This window comes from Sulfitobacter sp. LC.270.F.C4, assembly GCF_032922545.1.
GTDB classification, from domain to species: Bacteria; Pseudomonadota; Alphaproteobacteria; order Rhodobacterales; family Rhodobacteraceae; genus Sulfitobacter; species Sulfitobacter profundi.
The window spans coordinates 3,483,070-3,502,894 of record NZ_CP136692.1 but is presented as its reverse complement, the minus strand read 5'-3'; the positions used below and the strand labels follow the sequence as shown (position 1 = coordinate 3,502,894).

The 19,825-nt window shown below is 63.4% G+C and carries 19 protein-coding genes; 8 read left to right on the top strand and 11 right to left on the bottom strand.

What is annotated here, in order from left to right; genetic code table 11:
* Positions 1–12: 12 nt before the first annotated feature.
* Genes R1T45_RS20835 through cobU form a run of 3 tightly spaced genes read right to left on the bottom strand, consistent with a single transcriptional unit; the run spans position 13 to position 1,862 of the window.
* Positions 13–705 (bottom strand): glutathione S-transferase, encoded by a 693-nt coding sequence (locus R1T45_RS20835; protein ID WP_317390156.1) that lies wholly within the window; start codon positions 703–705, stop codon positions 13–15.
* A gap of 57 nt (positions 706–762) precedes the next feature.
* Positions 763–1,344: a histidine phosphatase family protein gene (locus R1T45_RS20830; RefSeq protein WP_317390155.1), complete on the bottom strand. Its 582-nt coding sequence runs from the start codon at positions 1,342–1,344 to the stop codon at positions 763–765.
* Positions 1,341–1,862 (bottom strand): bifunctional adenosylcobinamide kinase/adenosylcobinamide-phosphate guanylyltransferase, encoded by a 522-nt coding sequence (cobU, locus tag R1T45_RS20825; protein ID WP_317390154.1) that lies wholly within the window; start codon positions 1,860–1,862, stop codon positions 1,341–1,343. The genes R1T45_RS20830 and cobU overlap by 4 nt, the downstream gene beginning before the upstream one ends.
* A 98-nt stretch (positions 1,863–1,960) precedes the next feature.
* On the opposite strand from cobU, the gene R1T45_RS20820 reads away from it, so the two are divergent.
* From R1T45_RS20820 to R1T45_RS20800, 5 genes are all read left to right on the top strand, one after another.
* Positions 1,961–2,839 carry an RNA polymerase factor sigma-32 gene (locus R1T45_RS20820; RefSeq protein WP_067626281.1) on the top strand — a complete coding sequence of 293 codons (879 nt, stop codon included), beginning with the start codon at positions 1,961–1,963 and terminating at the stop codon, positions 2,837–2,839.
* A gap of 81 nt (positions 2,840–2,920) precedes the next feature.
* Positions 2,921–4,114 carry a bifunctional phosphopantothenoylcysteine decarboxylase/phosphopantothenate--cysteine ligase CoaBC gene (gene coaBC / locus R1T45_RS20815; protein WP_317390153.1) on the top strand — a complete coding sequence of 398 codons (1,194 nt, stop codon included), beginning with the start codon at positions 2,921–2,923 and terminating at the stop codon, positions 4,112–4,114.
* Positions 4,115–4,123: 9 nt separating this feature from the next.
* Positions 4,124–4,576, top strand: coding sequence for a dUTP diphosphatase (gene dut, locus R1T45_RS20810; RefSeq protein WP_317390152.1), 453 nt, complete (start codon positions 4,124–4,126; stop codon positions 4,574–4,576).
* Positions 4,576–5,613, top strand: coding sequence for a molybdopterin-synthase adenylyltransferase MoeB (locus tag R1T45_RS20805; RefSeq protein ID WP_317390151.1), 1,038 nt, complete (start codon positions 4,576–4,578; stop codon positions 5,611–5,613). Before dut ends, R1T45_RS20805 begins: the two co-directional genes overlap by 1 nt.
* A gap of 48 nt (positions 5,614–5,661) precedes the next feature.
* Positions 5,662–7,674 carry a M3 family metallopeptidase gene (locus R1T45_RS20800; RefSeq protein ID WP_317390150.1) on the top strand — a complete coding sequence of 671 codons (2,013 nt, stop codon included), beginning with the start codon at positions 5,662–5,664 and terminating at the stop codon, positions 7,672–7,674.
* Between the two features lie 19 nt (positions 7,675–7,693).
* Here the strand turns inward: R1T45_RS20800 and R1T45_RS20795 are convergent, their stop codons facing one another.
* From R1T45_RS20795 to R1T45_RS20770, 6 genes are all read right to left on the bottom strand, one after another.
* Positions 7,694–8,632 (bottom strand): glyoxylate/hydroxypyruvate reductase A, encoded by a 939-nt coding sequence (locus R1T45_RS20795; protein WP_317390149.1) that lies wholly within the window; start codon positions 8,630–8,632, stop codon positions 7,694–7,696.
* 3 nt (positions 8,633–8,635) lie between these two features.
* A complete protein-coding gene (rodA, locus tag R1T45_RS20790) occupies positions 8,636–9,775 on the bottom strand; it encodes a rod shape-determining protein RodA (protein WP_067916467.1) in 1,140 nt (379 codons plus the stop codon).
* Positions 9,772–11,721, bottom strand: coding sequence for a penicillin-binding protein 2 (gene mrdA, locus R1T45_RS20785; RefSeq protein ID WP_120350149.1), 1,950 nt, complete (start codon positions 11,719–11,721; stop codon positions 9,772–9,774). Before mrdA ends, rodA begins: the two co-directional genes overlap by 4 nt.
* A gap of 15 nt (positions 11,722–11,736) precedes the next feature.
* On the bottom strand, positions 11,737–12,276 hold the full coding sequence (locus R1T45_RS20780; RefSeq protein ID WP_067936126.1) for a rod shape-determining protein MreD: 540 nt from the start codon (positions 12,274–12,276) through the stop codon (positions 11,737–11,739).
* Entirely contained in the window at positions 12,273–13,175 is a 903-nt protein-coding gene (gene mreC / locus R1T45_RS20775; protein ID WP_317390148.1) for a rod shape-determining protein MreC, read from the bottom strand. Before mreC ends, R1T45_RS20780 begins: the two co-directional genes overlap by 4 nt.
* Before the next feature lie 71 nt (positions 13,176–13,246).
* On the bottom strand, positions 13,247–14,293 hold the full coding sequence (locus R1T45_RS20770) for a rod shape-determining protein (protein ID WP_040700660.1): 1,047 nt from the start codon (positions 14,291–14,293) through the stop codon (positions 13,247–13,249).
* A gap of 179 nt (positions 14,294–14,472) precedes the next feature.
* On the opposite strand from R1T45_RS20770, the gene R1T45_RS20765 reads away from it, so the two are divergent.
* Positions 14,473–15,054: a VOC family protein gene (locus R1T45_RS20765; RefSeq protein ID WP_120350152.1), complete on the top strand. Its 582-nt coding sequence runs from the start codon at positions 14,473–14,475 to the stop codon at positions 15,052–15,054.
* Positions 15,055–15,330: 276 nt separating this feature from the next.
* On the opposite strand, the gene R1T45_RS20760 is transcribed toward R1T45_RS20765, so the two are convergent.
* Positions 15,331–16,899: a 2-isopropylmalate synthase gene (locus R1T45_RS20760; protein WP_120350153.1), complete on the bottom strand. Its 1,569-nt coding sequence runs from the start codon at positions 16,897–16,899 to the stop codon at positions 15,331–15,333.
* Between the two features lie 299 nt (positions 16,900–17,198).
* Between R1T45_RS20760 and R1T45_RS20755 the strand changes: the two genes are divergently transcribed.
* Both R1T45_RS20755 and R1T45_RS20750 read left to right on the top strand, forming a co-directional pair.
* Positions 17,199–17,867: an SDR family NAD(P)-dependent oxidoreductase gene (locus R1T45_RS20755; RefSeq protein ID WP_120350154.1), complete on the top strand. Its 669-nt coding sequence runs from the start codon at positions 17,199–17,201 to the stop codon at positions 17,865–17,867.
* A complete protein-coding gene (locus tag R1T45_RS20750) occupies positions 17,864–19,390 on the top strand; it encodes a cryptochrome/photolyase family protein (protein ID WP_317390147.1) in 1,527 nt (508 codons plus the stop codon). The genes R1T45_RS20755 and R1T45_RS20750 overlap by 4 nt, the downstream gene beginning before the upstream one ends.
* Positions 19,391–19,403: 13 nt before the next feature.
* On the opposite strand, the gene R1T45_RS20745 is transcribed toward R1T45_RS20750, so the two are convergent.
* Positions 19,404–19,769 carry an antibiotic biosynthesis monooxygenase family protein gene (locus tag R1T45_RS20745; RefSeq protein ID WP_067941467.1) on the bottom strand — a complete coding sequence of 122 codons (366 nt, stop codon included), beginning with the start codon at positions 19,767–19,769 and terminating at the stop codon, positions 19,404–19,406.
* Positions 19,770–19,825: the final 56 nt, after the last annotated feature.

Here is a 19,825-nt window from a genome sequence, read left to right as displayed (position 1 = left end):
TTAATGCAGGTCTTAGGCCGCCTTAGCGACGGGCCAGTCCCGTTTGGGCAAACCAAGCTCATAGGGAAACGGCTCATACGCGGTTTCCAACCCGGCAGCGCGCCATGTTTTGAAGGCCGGATCATGGATTGTGGCGTCGCAATAGGCCCGCGCATCAGCCGAGACAGGCAGGTCATAGCCGACGATCCGCGCGGCAACCGGGGCATAGAATACGTCAGCGAGCGAGTAGGCCCCGAAAAGCCACGGCCCTGCGCTGCGCGATTGGCTGCGGGCATGTCGCCACAAGTCTTCGATGCGCTCTAGGTCTTGCCGGGTGTCGGCATCCGGGTCGAACCCTTCCCACACATGTTGCAATTGCATCGGGCAGGCTCCGCGCAGCGCGCCGAAGCCGGAAGCCATCGCAGCACATAGCCAGCGCGCCGTGGCGCGTGCGGCTGGATCGGCGGGCCAGAGCCCGGCATCGGGATGCCGTTCGGCCAGCGTTTCGGCCATGGCCAGCGTCTCTCCCACCACAGTGCCGTCGGGCAGACGCAGGGCGGGCACCAAACGCGCCGGGGCGAGGGGGGCAAGGTCTTGGGCCATGGTCCCACTGTAGAGGCCGACCAGATGCGCGCGGTAAGGAAGATCAAACTTCTCAAGCATTAACCAGCCCCGGAGGGACCAGCTGGAGAAGGTACGATCGCCGATATAAAGATCATATGTCATAGGCGAAATTAGGCAGAAGCAGGTCGCCAAGCAAAGCCCTTTGTGCGGCGGTGCAGGCTAGGGCGTGTGATTAATGCCGTTGATCCGCCAAGTGCCGCTTTCATGTACCAAATGCGTGACCGAGAGATTGTCGATCTTATGGGCCATCGCCTCAAGCGGGCCGCCGCCTTGGGCCTGTTGGACCTGCGTGAGGATCACCCCGAAATGCGCCACTGCGATCACATGGGCGTTGGGGTGGGCCGCGTTGATCCGTGCCACCACTCGGTCGACGCGGGCCTTGGTCTGATTCCAGCTTTCCCCTTCGGGGGCCGCGACATCGCCGGGCGTCTCCCAATAGGCGCGGCTGAGGTCGGGGTCACGCGCGGCAACTTCGGAAAAATGCAGCCCGTCCCAAGCGCCGAAATGCAGTTCGCGCAGCCCGTGGTCATGGGGCAAGCGGCGACGAGAGGGCTGGGCCAGCGCATCCGCCGTATCCACCGCGCGCATCAGGTCCGAGGACACCAGCAGCGCGTCATCAGGCAGGTGCAAGTTCAAACGTGCCAGACGGGGGGCATCGGAAAGGTCGGCCGGGACATCGCGCCAACCGACGAAGTTTTTCTCATGGGTCGGGCCGTGGCGCACCCAGTGCCAGATGGTCATGGCATTTCCCCTTTCAGCAGTTGCGGCAGGCCAACGACGACCTGCACCACGGTGTCCGCCTCGGCGGCCAAGGCGATGTTGAGCCGCCCCTGCGCCTCGCGGAACTGCCGCGCCATAGCGTTCTCGGGCACGATGCCTTGGCCGACCTCGTTCGAGACGATGACCCAATGCGCGGCACAGGCTTGTAGAGCCGTCAAAAGCTGTGCCTGAGCGGTCATTAGATCGCTGTCTTCCATCAAGTGATTGCTAAGCCACATGGTCGCGCAGTCGATCAGCACGATTTCGCCTGCAGGCAATTTCGCCAGCGGTTCGGCCAGATCAAGCGGGCATTCAACGGTGTGCCATCCTGCATCACGTCTTGCTTGATGTTTGTTCACGCGTTCTTGAACTTCGTCATCCCAAATGCGTCCAGTGGCAAGGTAAGTCTTTGGCAGACCGCTGGAATTTGCGAGGGCCTCTGCCCATTCCGACTTGCCCGAGGCCGCCCCGCCTAGGGCAAAGGTAGTTCTAGGCAACATCTTCTCACCAAATATTTGAACCAAATGGCATGTCTCTGCGTATCTCCACCAACGGCCCATCACAAGGTGCGCCACGCATTTCTCAAGGGGGATACCAAATGTCATTGCAGACCGCTCGCGAATTTTCACTCACCCGCACCGCAATGAAGGCCGAATTGCTCGACGCCGAGACAGAGTTGGAATTGGCCTATGCGTGGCGTGATCAGCGGGATGAGGCCGCTCTGCATCGTTTGATCACCGCCTACATGCGTTTGGCGATCTCAATGGCGGGCAAGTTCAAGCGCTACGGCGCGCCGATGAACGATTTGATCCAAGAGGCTGGTCTGGGCCTGATGAAAGCCGCCGACAAATTCGACCCCGACCGCGGCGTGCGGTTCTCGACCTATGCGGTCTGGTGGATCAAGGCGAGCATTCAGGATCATGTGATGCGCAACTGGTCGATGGTGCGCACCGGTTCGACCTCCTCGCAGAAATCCCTGTTTTTCAACATGCGCCGCGTGCAAGCCCGGTTGGAGCGTGAGGCCACGGCCATGGGCGAGACATTGGACAAGCACCAGCTGCGCCAGATGATCTCGACCGAGATCGGCGTGCCGTTGCATGATGTCGAGATGATGGAAGGGCGTCTGTCGGGCTCTGACTATTCGCTGAACGCCACGCAATCGGCTGAGGACGAAGGCCGCGAGTGGATCGAAGCGCTGGCCGACGAAAGCGCGCAGGCCGCGGAACGTGTCGAAGAAAGCCACGACACCGCGCAACTGCGCAACTGGCTGCTGACGGCCATGCAGGGGCTGTCCGAACGGGAGCAGTTCATCGTGCGCGAGCGCAAATTGCGCGACCCTGCCCGCACCTTGGAAAGCCTCGGGGATGAGCTGAGCCTCAGCAAAGAGCGGGTGCGCCAGCTTGAGGCCGCGGCCTTTGGCAAAATGCGCAAGTCGCTTGAACTGCAATCGCGCGAGGTTTTTGCCTTTCTCGCCTGACCCCCTACAGCGATGCCCACCGGGGCTGGCAGATTTCGCCGCCCCGGATTAAGGTCTCCCGAACGCAAACGGGGGGCCTTTATGCTGTCGGGCAAACATATTCTGCTGATCATCGGCGGTGGCATTGCCGCCTATAAATCCCTTGATCTGATCCGCCGCCTGCGCGAACGCGGGGCCAAGGTGACCCCGGTTTTGACCCGCGCAGGCGAAGAGTTCGTCACCCCGCTTTCCGTCTCTGCCCTGACCGGGGTGAAGGTGTTTCGCGATCTTTTCGACCTGGGGGATGAGGCCGAGATGGGCCATATCCAACTTAGCCGCGCGGCAGACCTGCTGGTGGTCGCCCCCGCCACGGCTGATCTGATGGCCAAGATGGCGCAGGGTGCGGCGAATGATCTGGCCTCGACCCTGCTGTTGGCCACCGACACGCCCGTATTGCTGGCGCCTGCGATGAATGTGCGCATGTGGCAGCACCCCGCGACACAGCGCAACATCGCCACGTTGCGCGGCGATGGCATCACCATGGTGGGCCCGAATGACGGTGACATGGCCTGCGGCGAATTTGGACCGGGGCGCATGGCCGAACCGCTTGAGATTGTCGCCGCTGTTGAGGCCCAGCTTGGCAACGGACCCCTCAAGGGCAAACGCATCCTCGTTACCTCCGGCCCGACCCATGAGCCGATCGACCCGGTGCGCTACATCGCCAACCGCTCTTCTGGTGCGCAGGGCACGGCCATCGCGCGCGCACTCAGGGCTTTGGGAGCAGATGTGACCTTTGTCACCGGCCCGGCAGAGGTTGCGCCGCCCGAGGGGGTCAAGGTGGTGCCCGTGCAAACGGCGCAAGAGATGATGCAGGCGGTAGACGCCGCACTGCCCGCCGATGCCGCCGTCTTTGCCGCTGCGGTGGCCGATTGGCACGTGCAGGGGGCAGGGGACCGCAAGCTGAAGAAATCCAAAGACGGGCTGCCCAGTCTCAAATTCGCGGAAAACCCCGACATCTTGAAAACCATCAGCCAGCGCAGCGAAGGCCGCCCCGCGCTCGTCGTGGGCTTCGCGGCAGAGACCGACGATGTGCTGGCCCATGCCACCGCGAAACGCGCGCGCAAGGGCTGTGACTGGATCGTCGCCAACGACGTTTCCCCCGCCACCGGCATCATGGGCGGGCGCGAGAATGCCGTGACGCTGATCACCGACGCGGGCGCAGAGGACTGGCCGCGCATGGGCAAGGATGCCGTGGCCGCCCGTCTGGCCGAACGCATCGCCGCAGCACTTGCCTAAGGGGAAGCTATGACCACGATCAAACTCTGCTGGGCCGAGGGCGCGGACCGCAGCCTGCCACTGCCCGCCTATGAAAGCGCAGGCGCGGCCGGCGCGGACCTGCGGGCCAACCTGCCCGAAGGTCCGGTCACGCTGGCCCCCGGCGGGCGGGCGCTGATCTCGACCGGATTGCATATGGCGATCCCGCAGGGATTCGAGGCGCAGATCCGCCCGCGCTCGGGCCTTGCGCTGAAACATGGGATCACCTTGATCAACAGCCCGGGCACCATCGACAGCGATTATCGCGGCATCGTGGGGGTGATCATGGGCAATATGGGGCAAGAGGCGTTTACCGTCGAACACGGCATGCGCATCGCACAGATGGTCGCGGCCCCGGTGATGCAGGCGGGGTTCGATCTGGCCGACAGCCTTGATGAAACCCCGCGCGGCGCGGGCGGTTTCGGCTCGACGGGGGCGCTCTGATGCTGGCGGTTTTAATCATCGCTGCCGCTCTTTGGTTTGGCGGCGGGTTACTCGGCCTGCCGCGCGGGCTACGTGCGGGGCTGGTTGCGGTTATGTATCTGGCTTTGGTGGGGCTGCATCTGGTCTTCCCGGCCACGCACCCGCTGCGGCTGGCCACCGGGGGCAGCGCCGCGCCTTGGCTGCTGCTGGGCGGCTTCGTTGCGCTGGTGATGCTCTACCGGCAGGGGCTGGCAACCCTGCGCGCCCGCGCCACACCGCGCGAACCGGCGGCGCCCCAGACCTCGGGCCGTTTTTCGGACAGTGAACTCAACCGCTATGCCCGCCATATCGTGCTACGCGAGGTCGGCGGGGCCGGGCAAAAGGCGTTGAAAAACGCCAAGGTGCTTGTCGTGGGGGCGGGTGGCCTCGGCGCGCCGGCGCTGCAATATCTCGCGGCGGCGGGCGTTGGCACCATCGGGGTGATCGACGACGACACGGTCGAGAACGCGAACCTGCAACGGCAGGTAATCCACAAAGACGCGGCCATCGGCACGCCCAAGGTCTTCTCGGCCCAAGCCGAGATGCTGGCGCAAAACCCCCATATCACCGTGCGCCCCTACCACCGTCGCCTCAGCGACGAGATCGCCGCCGAACTGGTGGCCGACTATGACCTCGTGCTCGACGGGACCGATAATTTCGACACTCGTTACCGGGTCAATGCCGCCTGTGTCGCGGCTGGTAAGCCACTGATTTCAGGCGCGCTCAGCCAGTGGGAGGGGCAGCTCAGCATCTTTGATCCCGCGCGCGGTGCGCCCTGCTATCGCTGCATTTTTCCGCAAGCGCCTGCCGCGGGGCTGGCACCCTCCTGTGCCGAGGCCGGGGTGATCGGGCCGCTGCCCGGCGTGATCGGCACGATGATGGCGCTTGAGGCGGTTAAGCTGATCACCGGCGCGGGCAGCGTGCTGCGCGGCGAGATGATGATCTACGACGGGCTTTACGGTGAGACCCGCAAGATCGGGCTCAAGCGGCGGGCGGGCTGCGAAACCTGCGGCGGGTGATTGCAAGTCTCCTCCCCGCGCCCCATCTAGAGCGCAAAGGAGATTTACATGACAAATCCGCTGCTCGCTGACTGGAACACGCCCTTCGGCATCGCCCCCTTTGATCGCATTTCAGACGATGATTTCGCCCCCGCGCTTGAGGAGGCATTGACCGCCCACCGGGCCGAGATCGACGCCATCGCCGAGAACCCCGAGGCGCCCAGCTTTGCCAATACGATCGAGGCGCTCGAAGCATCCGGCGACGCGCTCGACAAGGTGCTGAGCGTGTTCTTCACCGTCGCGGGGGCCGACAGCAACGGCGCGCGCGAGGCGTTGCAGCGCGATTTCTCGCCCAAGCTTGCCGCGCATCAATCGGCGATCTCGGGCAACACCAAGCTCTTTGCCCGCATCGCTGCCATCTGGGAGGCCCGCGACACGCTCGATCTGACCGAGGAGCAGGCCCGCGTGCTGATGCTGACGCATCGCGGCTTCGTCCGCTCTGGCGCGGCGTTGACCGGGGCGGCCGCCGAGCGGATGAAAGAGATCAAGGCGCGGCTGGCGGTGCTCGGCACGCAGTTCACGCAAAACCTGCTGGCCGATGAGCGGGACTGGTTCATGCCGCTGTCGGAGGGCGAACTGACCGGCCTGCCGGATTTCGCGCTCGACGCCGCTCGCGCGGCGGGCAAGGAGAAGGGCGCGGAGGGCCCGGTGGTCACGCTCTCGCGGTCGCTGATCACACCCTTCCTGCAATTCTCAGACCGTCGCGACCTGCGCGAAAAGGCGTTTCGTGCGTGGGAAGCACGCGGTGCGAATGGCGGGGAAACCGACAACCGCGACATCGCTGCCGAAACGCTGGCCCTGCGCAAGGAGCGGGCGGAACTTCTGGGCTATGAAAATTTCGCCGCCTACAAGCTGGAAACCGAAATGGCCAAGACGCCGGACGCCGTGCGCGACTTGCTGATGTCGGTTTGGAAACCTGCCAAGGCGCAGGCCGACGCCGATGCCGAGGTGCTGACCGCGCTGATGCGCGAGGACGGCGTGAACGGGGCGCTGGAGCCATGGGATTGGCGCTACTACGCCGAAAAGCGCCGCGCGGCAGAGCATGACCTCGATGAGGCGGCGCTGAAACCCTATTTCCAGCTCGATCGGATGATCGACGCGGCCTTCGACTGTGCCAACCGGTTGTTCGGCTTGGCGTTCGCGCCGCTCGACGTGCCGCTCTACCACCCCGACTGCCGGGCGTGGGAGGTCACGCGGAACGGCAAGCATGTGGCGGTCTTTATCGGCGATTACTTCGCGCGCGGCTCGAAGCGTTCGGGCGCATGGTGTTCGGCTATGCGGAGCCAAGCGAAGTTCCCCCGCGCGCAGGCGCCGGTGGTGATCAACGTCTGCAATTTCGCCAAGGGCGACCCGGCGCTGCTGTCCTATGACGACGCGCGCACGCTGTTTCACGAATTCGGCCATGCGCTGCACCAGATGCTGTCGGATGTGACCTACGAAAGCGTCAGCGGCACCTCGGTGGCGCGGGACTTTGTGGAATTGCCCAGCCAGCTTTATGAGCATTGGCTGGACCAGCCCGGGGTCTTGCAGAAATTCGCCACCCACGCCCGCACGGGCGAGCCGATGCCGCGTGAGATGTTGGACAAGGTGCTGGCGGCGTCGACCTTCGACATGGGGTTCCAGACGGTGGAATATATCGCCTCGGCCCTCGTCGATCTGGAGTTCCACGACGGTGCCCCGCCCGCCGATCCGATGGCGAAACAGGCCGAGGTGCTCAGCAGCATCGGCATGCCTCAGGCGATCCGGATGCGCCACGCCACGCCGCAATTCGCGCATGTCTTCTCGGGTGACGGATATTCCAGCGCCTATTACAGCTACATGTGGTCCGAGGTGATGGACGCCGACGCCTTTGCCGCCTTCGAAGAAGCGGGCGGCGCCTTTGACGCGGAGCGCGCCGAAGCGTTGGAGACCCACATCCTGTCGACCGGCGGCAGCCGCGATCCGGCAGAGCTTTATACCGCGTTCCGGGGGCGACTGCCGGGGGTGGAGGCGCTGCTCAAAGGGCGCGGGCTGGCGGCCTGAGCCTTGACGCGGCCGGGGGTTAGTACCCCCGGTCGCGGTCTACCAGATGTAGCAGAGGCTCTCCGGCCTCACTGCGGCGGATGTTCTCGGCGATGACTTCCGAGGCGGTCTCATTGCGCGTGGCCGCCGCGAGATGCGGGGTCACGGTGACGCGCGGATGCGCCCAGTAGGGGTGATCCTCAGGCAGCGGTTCCACGCGGAAGACATCCAGCGTGGCATGGGCAATCTGCCCGCTGTCGAGCGCGGCAAGCAGGGCGTCATCATCAATCAGCGGGCCACGACCGGGGTTGATGATGAACGCGCCTTTGGGCATCTGCGCCAGTGTCTCGGCATTTAGCACCTCTCGCGTGGCGGGGGTGTCGGGCATCAGCAGCACGGCGATCTCGGCCCGTTTCAGCGTTTCTGTCAGGCCCGCATCGCCATGCAGGCAGCGCACGCCCTCGATCTGCTTTTCGCTGCGCGACCAGCCGGTCACATCGAAGCCAAGACCCACCAACGCTGCGGCTACCGCTTGGCCGAGCGCACCGATGCCCAGCACCGCCACGCCCCGTTCGCGTGCCAGTGGCGGGGTGCGCGGCTCCCATTTAGCGTCCTCGCGCAGAATGTCCGCATCCATCCCCAGATGATGGCGCAGCACATGGCCCGTGACCCATTCGACCATGCCGTGGGTCAGGCCGAAATCGACCATCCGTGTCAGCGGGATCTTTAAGGTTTCGTTGCCGGTGATTGCCTCCACCCCGGCCCAGAGGTTCAGCACCGCTTTGGCGCGGGTGTAGGGGGTGAAATCCTGCAAGTCGCTGTTGGGGGCATAGACGATATAATCGACCTCTTCGGGCGGCAGGTCGGTGGCGAGTGTGAAATCCCGCCCCGGCAGGGCCTTGCGCAGCGCGTCGTTCAACGGTTTTTCGTAGCCGTCCCAGCGTTCGGCTTTGGCGGCGAAGAGAATATTAATCGTCATGAATTACCTCGGTCTATGAACATGCGCCGATTGCACCAGCCCAAAGGCCAGCAGCAGCACCAGCATGGCCGAGCCGCCATAGCTCACCATCGGCAGCGGCACGCCAACCACAGGGGCCAGCCCCATGACCATCGACATGTTAACGGCGAAAAAGAGAAAGAAGTTGAGCGCGATACCCAGTGTCAGCAGGCTTGAGAACCGGTCTTTGTTCTTCACCGCCGAGGCCACGCAGAACAGGATGATCAGCGCATAAAGCCCCAGCAGAGAGACGCCGCCGACGAAGCCGAACTCTTCGGCCAGCGTGGTAAAGATAAAGTCGGTGTGTTTCTCGGGCAGGAAGTTCAGCCGCGACTGGGTGCCTTGCATGTAGCCACGCCCAGACCAGCCGCCCGAGCCGAGCGCGATCTTGGATTGGGTGATGTGGTAGCCCGCGCCAAGCGGGTCTTGGCTGGGGTCGAGAAAAGTGTCGATGCGGCGGTATTGGTAATCTTTGAGCAGTTGCCACGGGGTGCCGCGCGATTGGAAGACGGCGGTGACCAGCCCGATGGCGGCGGTGATGACGGCGGCGAAATAGGCCCAATGCACACCTGCAAGGAACATCAGCCCGCCCCCGGCGGTCAAAAGCAGGATCGAGGTGCCCAAGTCGGGCTGTTTCAGGACCAAAGCGGTGGGGACCACGATGATCAGGATGGGCAGCAGGACCCAAAAGGGGCGCGAGACCTTTTTGACCGGCAGCCAGTCGTAATAGGCGGCCAGAAACAGCACCAGCGTGATCTTCATCAGCTCCGACGGTTGCAACCGCATAAAGCCGATGTCGATCCAACGCTGCGCGCCCATGCCGACAGAGCCAAAGAGTTCGACCGCGACCAGTAGCACCAAGGTCGCCCCATAGGCCACGCCCGACAGGTTGCGCCAGAGCCAGATCGGCACCATCGCCACAGTGAACATGATCGCAATGCCCATGCCGAAACGCTTCATCTGCGGTTCAGCCCAAGGGGAGAATGACCCGCCAGCGACCGAGTAGAGCATCAAGAACCCCACGCCCGCGACACTGGTCAACAGGATCGCCAGCGGCCAGTTCATGAAAAGGATCTTGCGCAGCCCCGTGGGGACGGATTTGACCGTATGCTCAAGATAGCTCATGCCTGATCGTCTCCCGCTACGCTGGCCGAGGTTTCCGGCGCGGTGTCGCGCAGCTCTTCTTGCTGGGTGGCGATGCGGCCCCGGTCGGACTTGGGGTAGGCTTCGAGCGGCGGCTCGCCCCCGGCCATGGCCTGCAACATCACGTCGCGCGCAATCGGGGCGGCGGCGGTTGACCCGCCCCCCCCGTGTTCCACCAGCACGCAGGCCGCGTATTTGGGTTTGTCGTAGGGCGCGAAGCACACGAACAGCGCGTGGTCGCGGCGCTCCCACGGCAGGTCGGCGTTGCTGGTCACACCACGGGCGCGTTCGGCGGCGGTGATGTTGCGCACCTGACTGGTGCCGGTCTTGCCCGCCATGCGCATCGTGTCGTCGATGATGCGGCTGCGATAGCCGGTGCCGCGGCGGTCGTTGACCACGTCGTACATCGCTTTGCGCAATTGGCGCAGGTTGTTCTCGTTCAGGCCCATCGGCTCGCCCGCGCCGCTGGGTTGTTCCACCCCGTCGATGGATTTAATCAGCCGCGGCGCCACCGCGCGCCCGGTGGCGATCCGCGCGCTCATCACCGCGAGTTGCAGTGGGGAGGACAGGGTAAAACCCTGCCCGATGGAGGCGTTGACCGTGTCGCCCACGACCCAATCCTCGCCCCGGGCCGAGCGTTTCCACTGTTTGGTCGGCGCAAGCCCACCCGCGACCGAAGACAGCGCCAGATCGTGTTTGATCCCAAGGCCAAAGCGGTTCGACATGGCGGTGATCTTTTCGATGCCCACCTTCACGGCGAGGTCGTAGTAATAGACGTCGCAGGATTGTTTCAGCGAATCCTGTAAATTAACCCATCCGTGGCCCGCGCGTTTCCAGCAGTGGAACCGCCGCCCCGCGACCTCCAGATGGCCGGGGCAATATACCGTCTCTTCGGGGCCGACGATGCCCTCTTCGATTGCGGCGAGTGCGACGATCATCTTGAAGGTTGAACCGGGCGGGTAGGTGCCCTGCACCGGCTTGTTCACCAAGGGTCGGTATTTGGAATTCAACAGCGGATTATAATCCGCCGAGGAGATGCCGCCGATAAAGAGGTTCGGGTCATAGCTGGGCGAAGAGGCGAGTGCGGCCAGATCGCCATTCTCGCAATCGATGATGACCACGGCGGCGCTTTCTTCACCCAGACGGGCCTGCACATAGCGTTGCAGATTGGCATCCACGGTCAGCTGCAGGTCGGCCCCGGCCTGACCTTCGCGCCGCTCCAACTCGCGCATCACGCGGCCTGTGGCGTTCACCTCTACATGTTTGGTGCCCGCCGCACCGCGCAGCAGGTTCTCGGCGCGGGCTTCGACGTTGATCTTGCCGATTTGAAAGCGCGGGATGCGCAGCACCTGATCGGGGTTTTCCAGCGCGTCGAGGTCGGCTTGGCTCACGCGGCCTACGCGGCCCACCACATGGGCGAAATCCGCGCCGCGCGGGTAGACGCGAGTCAGGCCTACTTCGGGGGTGACGCCGGGCAGGGCAGGGGCGTTGACACTGACCTTGCTCACGACCTCCCAACTGACGTCATCGACGATGGTGACGGGCAGGAAGGGCGCGGAGCGGGCCATCTCGGTCATGGCGCGTTCGCGGGTTTCGTCATCAATTTCGATAACTTGGGCCAAACGTTCCATCACCGCCGCCACGTCGCCCGCGTCTTCGCGCACCATGACGATCCGGTAGGAGGGCACGTTGTCGGCAAGCTGTACGCCGTTGCGGTCGAAAATCTCACCGCGGGAGGGCGGGATCAGTCGGATGTTGATGCGGTTCTCTTCGGCGAGCAGGCGAAATTGGTCGGCCTGATCGACCTGCAGATAGCGCATCCGCGCGGCCAGACCGCCCATGAACAGCAGTTGCGCCCCGCCCAAAAGGGCAGCGCGCCGGGTCAGGCGCGTGTGGTTTGCATCGTTGTCGGCGCGGCTACGTCTCATCTCATCGCTCCCCGATCACACCCGTTTGCCAAGCGCGTCCAGATCGCCCGGCGCGGTCTTGCGCACGCCCATGATACCATGGGTCACCGCCACGATCAGCGGATAAGCGAGCATCGTCAGTGCCAATTCCGTGAGGTTCAGCGTCATGGCGGGCGTGGGCACCAGTGCAAGGCTCAGCAGAATGCGGTTGGCAAAGATCACTATGGTCAGGATCACCGCCACGGTCAGCCATTCGGCGGCAAAGCTCGCATCCCGCAGATGCCGCCCCCGCGACTTGAGGTTCTCGACCCCGATCAAGGCCAACACCGCCCAAAGGCCGGGCGGGCGTTGTAGCAAGAGATCGGCCAGCAGGAAAACCAACGCCAGAAAGAGCGCGGGCACATATTCAGGCCGTCTCAGCCCCCAAGCGCAGGCAAAGCCCAACAGCAGGTCCGGCCCGGCCCAAGGGCGCGGGGTCGTCTCAAGCGGAAGCAGGTGGAAGAACAAGATCACCAGCGCCAGCGCAACAAAGCTCAGGCGCATGACCCACAGGCGGCTGCGTGACAGATCGGTCATGGCTGCACTCCGACCGGCGCCGCCGGGTCGGCCAAGGGGCCATCGGAGGTGATGACATGGGCGGTGTCCGGCACGGTTTCATTGCCATGGTGGCGCAACACGCGCAGGAACTCCAACCGCTCGTAATCCGCCGCCAGCCTGACGCGAAGACGCCCGCCCGGATCGGCGGCGACCTGACCGATCAGGATGCCCGCCGGGAACACCCCGCCATCGCCCGAGCTGATCACCCGGTCACCGGGGCGGACCAATTCACGGTTCTCGATGAAGTCCAAGGGCGGCGCGGCGCTGTTGTCGCCCGCCACGATGGCCCGCTGGCCCGAGGGTTGGATCGTCGCCGGAATGCGGCTGGAAGCGTCGGTCAGCAGGATCACGCGGGCGGTGTTTTTGCCCACACCTGCAATGCGGCCCACAAGGCCGATGCCGTCCATCGTGGCCCAACCTTCAACCAGCCCATCGCGCGCGCCGACGTTTAAGAGCACCGATTGACGGTAGGGCGAGCCGCTGTCGGCCAGAACCGTGCCGGTGATGAAGGTGAGACGCGGATCGAGCCGGACGTTGTTGAGGTCCAGCAGCCGGGCGTTCTCCTGCTCTAGCTGCAAGGCCGCTTCTTTCCATGCCTGCATCTGACGTAGTTCCGAGCGCAGCTCGCGGTTCTGTTCGCTGAGGCGTTGGTAGCTTTGGAAATCGCGCAGCAAGTTGATGGTGCCGGTCACCGGGGCCATGGCCCAATCGAGGTTGGGCACGAAACGGTCGGTCACCTGCGCGCGGAAACGCTCGACGCGGGGGCTGTCGATACGCCACAGCAAGAAGACCCCGGTCAGGGCCAGCACCAGCACAGCCAGCAGCAACCGGCGCAAAGGGCCGGTGAAATCACTGGAGCTGGAACGGTCCTTGGGCATCTGTGCTGAAACTCCCGCCCGGTCAGGCGGGGCGTTGTCGCCGCGTGCCGGGTCTGGCTAACTTGCCAGTGTTAACTGTCGTAGTCGATCGCGTGGCGCAGCTGTTTCTCGTATTCCAGCGCTTTGCCAGTGCCGAGGGCCACACAATTAAGCGGCTCATCCGCGACCGAGATCGCAAGGCCGGTCTGCTCGCGCAGCGCCAGATCAAGATCACCCAGCAGCGCACCGCCGCCTGTCAGCATCACGCCACGGTCGACGATATCGGCGGCCAAATCTGGCGGGGTGGTTTCAAGCGCGGTCATCACCGCTTCGCAAATTTGCTGTACCGGCTCGGCCAGCGCTTCGGCGATCTGCGCTTGGGTCACTTCGATTTCTTTCGGCACACCATTCAGCAGGTCACGGCCCCGGATCTGCATTGAGGTGCCGCGCCCGTCGTCGGGCATGCGCGCCGTACCGATGGAGGTCTTGACCCGCTCGGCAGTCGTCTCACCGATCAGCAGGTTCTGCTGGCGGCGCAGGTAGCTGATGATGCCTTCGTCCATGCGGTCACCACCCACGCGGACCGAGCGTGCATAGACGATGTCGCCCAGCGACAGCACCGCAACCTCGGTCGTACCGCCGCCGATGTCGACGACCATGTTACCCGTGGGATCGGTGATCGGCATGCCTGCACCGATGGCCGCAGCGATGGGTTCCGCAATCAGCCCGGCGCGGCGCGCACCAGCGCTCAGCACCGACTGGCGGATTGCGCGTTTCTCAACCGGGGTCGCCCCATGCGGCACGCAGACGATGATCTTGGGTTTGGAGAAGGTCGAACGCTTGTGCACCTTACGGATGAAGTGCTTGATCATTTCCTCGGCGGTGTCGAAGTCGGCGATGACCCCTTCACGCATCGGGCGGATCGCCTCAATGCTGCCGGGCGTCCGGCCCAGCATCAGCTTGGCGTCTTCGCCCACGGCGAGCACTTTCTTGACGCCGTCTTTGACGTGATAGGCCACCACCGAAGGTTCGCTGAGAACGATGCCCTTACCCTTGACGTAAACCAGCGTATTCGCGGTGCCGAGGTCGATCGCCATATCGGAGGAGAACAGGCCGCGGAATTGATCGAGGATGGACATAACAGTAGCGGAGCCTTGCAAATATTCGGACAGGCCCGCCTGCATGGGACCACGCGCGGGCTATTGGCTCTTATAGGGCGCACGAGGTCAGGGTGAAAGGGGCAAGACCGCAAAGGTGGCGCGATATTGCCGCCGCGCTATCATAGCGCTGTATATTTAAGGCGGAGGTCAGCGATACCATGCAAAAGATACAGACACTTGGGGTGCATCACATCACCCTCACCGGGGCCGATCGGCAAAGTTCAATCGACTTCTGGGAGGGCGTTTTGGGAATGCCTTTCATTTTTGACCAGCCTAATTTGGATGACCCGGATGAGGGGCATTTGTATTTCGATCCGGGCGACGGACGGCTGATCACGATTTTCACCAATGAGAACCGCAAGCGGGTGCACAATCGCACGCCGATGGATCCGGGCTGCGTGCATCATCTGGCGTTCGAGGTAGACCGCGCGATGTTTGACCAAATCCCCGAGCGGTTGGAAGCGCGCGGGATTGGGCATTCGGGGGTGAAGGATCGAGGCTTTATGCATTCGATCTATTTCAAGGATCCGCTGGGTCTGTTGATTGAACTGGCCTGCTACACGTTCATCCCGCCGCGCGGGTCGAGCCATGCTGAGGTGATGCTAGAGGCGCATAAGCTGCGGGTTGCGGCGGGAGATGATCATATCCAGCGGCAACATCTGGCGGATGCGGTGGTGATGATTGTGGAGCGGGGGCAGGCGTCGCTGAGTGCGGATCGCGGGGCGAAGAACCCGTATTGAGATTGGTTCTTCGGTGACGAATGCCACCCCAGCCCGGAGGCAAGCCGTAGGCGCCGGGCCATCGCCTGCCCGCTCCGTCACGCCGGAGGCGTGCCAGAATGTATTAGGCGCACCTCTGGTGCGACCGGGTAGGCGATTTGGTGAGGCTTGGCGCAACTTCGCGAACGCAAATCACAGCTGAACCATAAAGTGGCATGAACCGCCCGTCGGCTCGCCGACCCGCGGGCAGGCGATGGCCCTCAAGCGAAAAGGGCGGGGTTTCCCCCGCCCTCCGCATCAACTCACATCTTTATAATTGATCTCGCGCTTATCCGTGCCGCCCTTTTCACGCCGCACCAACAGACGGTTCAACGCGTGGATATAGGCCCGCACACTCGCCACCACGGTATCGGTATCGGCAGATTGCCCCGTCACGATGCGGCCCTCTTCCTCCATCCGCACGGACACCGTCGCCTGCGCGTCGGTGCCTTCGGTGACCGCATGCACTTGGTAAAGCTGCAAGCGCGCGGTGTGCGGCACCAGTGCCTTGATACAGTTGAACGCCGCGTCGACGGGGCCATCGCCGGTCTGGTTGGTGCTCTGCTCTGCGCCATCCACATCCAACACCATGTCGGCGGTCTGCGGGCCTTCGGTGCCGCAAACGACCTTCATCGATTTGAGGCGAATGCGGTCTTCTTCGGGGTCGGTCGCGGTGCGCATCAGCGCAATCAGGTCATCCTCGTAGATTTCCTTTTTACGGTCGGCCAATTCCTTAAACCGCACGAAGACATCCTTGAGCTGGTTATCCCCCAGTTCAAACCCGAGGTCTTCGAGCTTGGAGCGCAGCGCCGCGCGGCCCGAGTGTTTGCCCATGACGATATTGGTCTCGGTCAGACCCACATCCTCCGGGCGCATGATCTCAAAGGTTTCGGCATTCTTGAGCATGCCGTCTTGGTGGATGCCGCTCTCATGGGCAAAGGCGTTCTTGCCGACGATGGCCTTGTTGAACTGCACCGCAAAACCCGAGACCGTCGCAACACGGCGCGAGATGTTCATGATCTTGGTGCTGTCGATGCGCGTCTCGTAGGGCATGATGTCGTTGCGCACCTTGAGGGCCATGACGACCTCTTCGAGCGCCGTGTTGCCCGCGCGTTCGCCCAGACCGTTGATGGTGCATTCCACCTGCCGCGCCCCGGCTTCCACGGCGGCAAGGCTGTTGGCTGTCGCCATGCCCAGATCGTTGTGGCAGTGGGTGGCAAAGATGATCTCATCCGCGCCCGGCACGTTTTCGAGCAGTTTGGCGATTAGATCGGCGCTTTCGCGTGGGGCGGTATAGCCCACGGTGTCGGGGATGTTGATCGTGGTGGCCCCGGCTCTGATGGCGATTTCCACAACGCGGTAGAGGTAATCAAGCTCGGTCCGCGTGGCATCCATCGGCGACCATTGCACGTTGTCGCAGAGGTTGCGCGCGTGGGTCACGGTCTCATGGATACGGTCGGCCATCTCATCCTGTGTCAGGTTCGGAATGGCGCGGTGCAGGGGCGAGGTGCCGATGAAGGTGTGGATGCGCGGCTGACGGGCATGTTTCACGGCCTCCCAGCATCGGTCGATGTCGCCCAATTGGGCGCGGGCAAGGCCGCAGATCACGGCGTTTTGGCTTTGGCGGGCGATCTCGCTCACCGCGTTAAAGTCGCCTTCGGAGGCGATGGGAAAGCCTGCTTCGATGATGTCGACGCCCATCTCATCCAAAAGCTGCGCAATCTCCAGCTTTTCGGCATGGGTCATCGTCGCCCCGGGGGATTGTTCGCCATCCCGCAAGGTGGTGTCAAAAATCAGCACACGGTCCTGTTTCGTCATATCGGTCATCCTGGGTTCTTTCTTTGCTGGTATCCTTGGCGCGCGACACATCCCTCTGAGCGGGCGCGCCTAAGGGCACGCTCAGAGGCGAATTAGGTGCAGCAAGTTGGCACACAGCAGGCCCGCGCAGCAGCGCGGCAGGGTCGGGATATGGACGGCCTGTGTCATGCGGATAGTTATACGCACCCGTTTTCAAATGGAAAGGGGGTGTTGCGGCTTTTGTTTGCCCCCGCGTCAGCGCCGCCTATCTGCCTATAAGCAAGGGAGTTCAGGATGCAGTACAGAGCGATACCGCAGGACGCGGCGGCGTGAGTGCGCGGGTGCTTGTGATCGGGGCCAGCGGCGGGATCGGCGCGGCGCTGAGCGACACCTTGCGGGCGCGCGGGGATGAGGTAACGGCGCTCTCTCGCGCCAGCGATGGGCTGGACCTTAGGGATGAGGCTTCGGTTAATGCGGCGCTGGAGGGGCTTACCGGCCCCTTCGACGCGGTGATCGTCGCCACAGGCGCTTTGGAGATCGACGGGGCAGCCCCGGAAAAGTCGCTGCGGGCCATCACGCAAAAGGCGATGCTGGATCAATTCGCACTCAACGCCGTTGGTCCGGCGCTGATCCTGCGTCATGCGGGGCGGCTGCTGCCGCGCGACAGGCGGGCGGTATTCGCCGTGCTTTCGGCGCGGGTCGGTTCAATCGGAGATAATCGCTTGGGCGGTTGGATCAGCTACCGCAGCGCCAAGGCGGCGGTGAACCAGATCGTGCATACCGCCGCGATTGAACTCAGCCGCAGCCATCCGCAAAGCATCTGCGTGGCACTGCACCCCGGCACCGTCGAAACACCCTTTACCGAGAAATACCTGGGCCGCCATCCGGCGGTGCCGCCGGGGGAGGCTGCGGGCAATCTGCTGCGGGTGATCGACGGGCTGACCCCGGACAATAGCGGCGGATTCTTTGATTGGGCCGGAAAGGCGGTGCCGTGGTGAGCCGTCTGATCTTGGTTCTGGGCGATCAACTCTCCCTAAACCTGTCATCGCTGCGCGAGGCCGACAAGACGCGCGATGTGGTGGTCATGGCCGAAGTCGCGCAAGAGGCGGAATATGTCCGTCACCACCCCAAGAAAATCGCGCTTGTCTTCGCCGCAATGCGCAAATTTGCCCGCCAGTTGGAGGATGACGGCTGGAGCTTGCGCTATACCCGGCTGGATGACCCCGAAAACGCAGGCTCTCTCGTCGGCGAACTGCTCCGCCGGGCGGAGGAAACCGGCGCGGGCGAGGTGATCGTGACAGAGCCGGGGGAGTGGCGGCTGCTCAACACGCTGACCGATGCGCCGATCCCGACGCATCTCTTGCCGGATGACCGCTTTATCGCCACTCGCAAACGGTTCGAAGATTGGGCCGAGGGGCGCAAGGCGCTGCGGATGGAGTATTTCTACCGCGAGATGCGCCGCGAGACCGGCCTGTTGATGGAGGGCGACGATCCCGCAGGGGGCAAATGGAATTTCGACCACGACAACCGCAAGCCCCCGAAGGAGGGGCTGGAGTTCCCCCAGCCGCTCAGCTTTGCGCCTGATGCTGAGACCCAAGCGGTGCTTAACCTTGTGGAGACGCGCTATGGGGACAACTTCGGTGATCTGCTCCCCTTTGACTTTGCCACCACGCGCGCGGAGGCCCTGCAGGTCTTGGCGCATTTCATCACCCACGCCCTGCCGCGATTTGGCGATTATCAGGACGCGATGCTGGAAGGGCAGCCCTATCTCTTTCACGCGCTGATCTCACCCTATCTGAACCTTGGGTTGCTCGATCCGATGGAGGTCTGCCGGGCTGCCGAAAAGGCGTGGCAGCAGGGGGACGTGCCGATCAACGCTGCCGAAGGGTTCATCCGCCAAATCCTTGGATGGCGCGAATATGTGCGGGGCATCTATTTTCTTGAGGGGCCGGAGTATGTGGCGCGCAACGTGCTGCGACACGACCGCGACTTGCCTGCCTTTTTCTGGGGTGCCGACACGCAGATGAATTGCCTGCGCCAAGCCATCGGGCAGACGCAGAAATACGCTTATGCGCATCACATCCAGCGGCTGATGGTGACGGGCAATTTCGCCCTGCTGGCCGGGATCAATCCGCATCAGGTGCATGAATGGTATCTCGAGGTATACGCCGACGCCTATGAGTGGGTCGAAGCGCCCAACACCGTCGGCATGAGCCAATTCGCCGACGGCGGGGTCATCGCCTCGAAACCCTATGTCTCGTCCGGGGCTTACATCAATCGCATGTCTGACTACTGCAAAGGATGCAGCTACAGCGTCACTGCGAAGGCGGGACAGAAAGCCTGCCCGTTCAACCTGCTTTACTGGCACTTTCTTGACCGGCACCGAGAGCGGTTTCAGGGCAATGCGCGTATGAGAAACATGTATGCCACGTGGGACCGCATGGATGCCGACCGACGCGAGGCGGTCTTGCGCGATGCGGGCAACTGGTTGCGGCGGCTGGAGGCGGGGGAGACGGTCTAGTCCCGGTCAGCCTTCAGCCTTCGGGAGTGGGCCGTGGTGGATGGATTTCCTGACTGTCCTGTGGCGCCTCTGCGCGGTCGAACATGCCATAGTCGCGGATCACATGGGCGATGCGCAGGTGGTAATCGGTAAAGATGCCTTCGCGCCCTGCTGCCTGCGCGCCGCGGTGCGCGGTCAGCTTGCGCCAGTTCTGCACTGCCTCTTCATCGCGGAAGAAAGAGAGCGAAAGCAGCTTTTCGGGGTTGGTCAGGCTTTGGAACCGTTCGACAGAGATGAAGCCATCCACCTCATCCAGCAGGGGCCGCATCTTGGCCGCGACATCGAGGTATTCCTCGCGGCGGTCGGGGTGGGGGAAGACTTCGAAAATAACGGCGATCATGGTGGCTCCCTGTGGTTGCTGCCCCCATGCTAGCCCTAGTTTTCGGGCAAAGAAAA

Bases quoted from the DNA above. Each gene is read 5' to 3' on its own strand.
- R1T45_RS20780 (WP_067936126.1), bottom strand. From the start codon at position 12,276: ATGACCGATCTGTCACGCAGCCGCCTGTGGGTCATGCGCCTGAGCTTT.
- R1T45_RS20745 (WP_067941467.1), bottom strand. From the start codon at position 19,769: ATGATCGCCGTTATTTTCGAAGTCTTCCCCCACCCCGACCGCCGCGAG.
- R1T45_RS20820 (WP_067626281.1), top strand. From the start codon at position 1,961: ATGTCATTGCAGACCGCTCGCGAATTTTCACTCACCCGCACCGCAATG.
- dut (WP_317390152.1), top strand. From the start codon at position 4,124: ATGACCACGATCAAACTCTGCTGGGCCGAGGGCGCGGACCGCAGCCTG.
- rodA (WP_067916467.1), bottom strand. From the start codon at position 9,775: ATGAGCTATCTTGAGCATACGGTCAAATCCGTCCCCACGGGGCTGCGC.
- R1T45_RS20835 (WP_317390156.1), bottom strand. From the start codon at position 705: ATGACATATGATCTTTATATCGGCGATCGTACCTTCTCCAGCTGGTCC.
- cobU (WP_317390154.1), bottom strand. From the start codon at position 1,862: ATGTTGCCTAGAACTACCTTTGCCCTAGGCGGGGCGGCCTCGGGCAAG.
- R1T45_RS20760 (WP_120350153.1), bottom strand. From the start codon at position 16,899: ATGACCGATATGACGAAACAGGACCGTGTGCTGATTTTTGACACCACC.
- R1T45_RS20800 (WP_317390150.1), top strand. From the start codon at position 5,662: ATGACAAATCCGCTGCTCGCTGACTGGAACACGCCCTTCGGCATCGCC.
- R1T45_RS20795 (WP_317390149.1), bottom strand. From the start codon at position 8,632: ATGACGATTAATATTCTCTTCGCCGCCAAAGCCGAACGCTGGGACGGC.
- R1T45_RS20830 (WP_317390155.1), bottom strand. From the start codon at position 1,344: ATGACCATCTGGCACTGGGTGCGCCACGGCCCGACCCATGAGAAAAAC.
- coaBC (WP_317390153.1), top strand. From the start codon at position 2,921: ATGCTGTCGGGCAAACATATTCTGCTGATCATCGGCGGTGGCATTGCC.
- R1T45_RS20770 (WP_040700660.1), bottom strand. From the start codon at position 14,293: ATGTCCATCCTCGATCAATTCCGCGGCCTGTTCTCCTCCGATATGGCG.
- mreC (WP_317390148.1), bottom strand. From the start codon at position 13,175: ATGCCCAAGGACCGTTCCAGCTCCAGTGATTTCACCGGCCCTTTGCGC.
- R1T45_RS20805 (WP_317390151.1), top strand. From the start codon at position 4,576: ATGCTGGCGGTTTTAATCATCGCTGCCGCTCTTTGGTTTGGCGGCGGG.
- R1T45_RS20765 (WP_120350152.1), top strand. From the start codon at position 14,473: ATGCAAAAGATACAGACACTTGGGGTGCATCACATCACCCTCACCGGG.
- mrdA (WP_120350149.1), bottom strand. From the start codon at position 11,721: ATGAGACGTAGCCGCGCCGACAACGATGCAAACCACACGCGCCTGACC.